Annotated in this window: 3 protein-coding genes and 1 pseudogene; 3 read left to right on the forward strand and 1 reads right to left on the reverse strand. The window is 67.9% G+C overall.

Translation table 11 applies throughout. The features are described from left to right. The first annotated feature begins 305 nt into the window (after window positions 1–305). From IE278_RS41660 to IE278_RS41670, 3 genes are all read left to right on the forward strand, one after another. Complete coding sequence (locus IE278_RS41660) at window positions 306–488, forward strand: hypothetical protein (protein WP_189780238.1); 183 nt, start codon at window positions 306–308, stop codon at window positions 486–488. Window positions 489–611: 123 nt separating this feature from the next. Then, complete coding sequence (locus tag IE278_RS41665) at window positions 612–782, forward strand: hypothetical protein (RefSeq protein WP_189780239.1); 171 nt, start codon at window positions 612–614, stop codon at window positions 780–782. 71 nt (window positions 783–853) lie between these two features. Continuing rightward, window positions 854–1,687 carry a transposase family protein gene (locus tag IE278_RS41670; protein WP_189780240.1) on the forward strand — a complete coding sequence of 278 codons (834 nt, stop codon included), beginning with the start codon at window positions 854–856 and terminating at the stop codon, window positions 1,685–1,687. Between the two features lie 84 nt (window positions 1,688–1,771). On the opposite strand, the pseudogene IE278_RS41940 reads toward IE278_RS41670, so the two are convergent. Continuing rightward, window positions 1,772–1,979, reverse strand: a pseudogene (locus IE278_RS41940) (hypothetical protein); the annotation flags it as partial.

Consider the following 1,979-nt stretch of genomic DNA (forward strand, 5'->3'; position numbering starts at 1 on the left):
CGGTGTCAGTCACTTGATGTCTCTTCCATGATCATCAATTACACCGGTGAGCGTACAGACCCTCGGCGTTGGCCTGTCCACCAGTGCCGCGGCAGGTTCACTGGATGGAGTGCCGCCACTGGTGCGCAGGGGCGGCTCCAATGATCAAGTTTCATCTTGAAGTCGCAGGTCACGGGCCTGGCGTGGACTGTGGCTGGCGGGCTCGGGCTGGTCGGGGGCGAGATCGTTAGCACGTGATCGTCCGTCACGGGTGAGGTCTGGCTTTCCGGGGCGAGCTCGGCGGCCGGCCGCGTAGGTTCCGCGGCATGACAGATGTGCTGACGTGGACGGTGCAGCGGCGGCTTAAGCCGGAGGAACGCGCCAGGTTGTTGCGCAAGGAGCTGGCTGATGTCGAGGGGCGGCTGGATCGGCCGGAGGTCGCCGAGGTGGTCTTCGGGGCGTGGGTCGAGACGACGGACGGCGGACGGAAGCCATCGGGCCTCGTGTAGCCGGAGCCGGAGCCGGAGTCCGTGACGGTGGCGGTGACGCCGGGTGCGGCCGGGATGCGGCTGGTCCCCTACCGTGCGGACGGGATGGGGAGGGAGGTTCTGGCCTCGGATTATCGACGGATCATGGAGATCGTCGCCGACGCGGACGGTCCGGTGATGGCCAAGGACGACGCCCGTGCGCTGGGCCGCGAACTCACCCCGGCGAAGGTCGAGCCGGTCCGGGGCCAGCTGCGCAAACTCGCCGACCGGGGCTGGCTGTCACGGACCGGAGCGGGCCGGTACTTGCCGCGCTGACCTGCCGGAGAAAAGCGGAAGGACCGATTTTGTCCGTAACACGAGGGTCCCCGAAGGGAGTTGGGTCGCGTGTGAAGACAAACCAGCCCGCCGAGGGCTCTCGCGATGCTGCCTACCACGTCCGGCTCCCGTTGTCGAAGTCGACCATCGATCTTGTCGCCGGTCTCATACGGCAGCGCCGCAACCGGCTCGGCACCCGATGGCGCAAGCTCGATCCCGGCAGCCAGGCGATCGTCGTCCTGGCCGTCCTGCGTCACGACCAGCGCCTCGCCGACATGGCCGGCGGCAACGCCGTCTCGGCCTCCACCGTGCACCGCTGGGTCGAGGAAGCGATCAACCTGCTCGCCGCACGGGCCCCGCGCCTGGACCGCGCCCTGAAGGAGATCGCCAAGAAGGGCGGGATGGTCGTACTCTTGGACGGCACCCTGGTCCGCACCCGCCGCCGCACCGGGAGGGACAACAGGAGGAACTACAGCGGGAAACACAAGACCCACGGCCTGCTGTTCCTCGCACTGACTGACGTCAAGGGCAACCTGATCTGGATCTCCCCGGCCCGGCCCGGATGCTCCAGCGAGATCACCGCTGCCCGCCTCGACAAGATCACCGCCCGCCTCCGCGAGGCCGGCCTCGGCGCCCTGGCCGACCTCGGCTTCGTTGGCCTGGACGACCAGCCCGAGACCGACCCGGTAATCATCACCGGCCGCAAGGCCACGAAGAACCACAAGCTCACCGACGCGGAGAAGGAAGCGAACCACCTGCTCAACCGCGAACGCGCCGCCGTCGAGCACGGCTTCGCCAACCTCAAGTCCTGGCGCATCCTCACCAAGGTCCGCATGAACGCCCGCCACGCGACCATCCTCCTGCGGGCCCTCCTGGTCCTCGCCAACACCGAAGCCTGGAGGTGACCGACGATCTCCCCGCAACGATTACCCTCCTAACCGGCACGAACACGTCACTCCCAGCCCACGCCAGCCCCGTGACCTGCGAATTCAGGATGAAACGATCTCACTGACCGGACGTATGCGGATCAGACGGTTGATCAGGCTGCCCGGCTTGAGGTGGAAGCACAGCCGTGGACCGCGCCCACTGTCAGCGGCGTGATAGCCCAGCGCGGCGGCCATCCCGGCTCGTTTCCAGTTCAGCCGGTGCCGCAGGATGGGAGTGCGCCCGCGGGGCGCGTAGGTGCGGCGCACCTGA

Source organism: Streptomyces tauricus (assembly GCF_014650955.1).
Classification (GTDB): domain Bacteria; phylum Actinomycetota; class Actinomycetes; order Streptomycetales; family Streptomycetaceae; genus Streptomyces; species Streptomyces tauricus.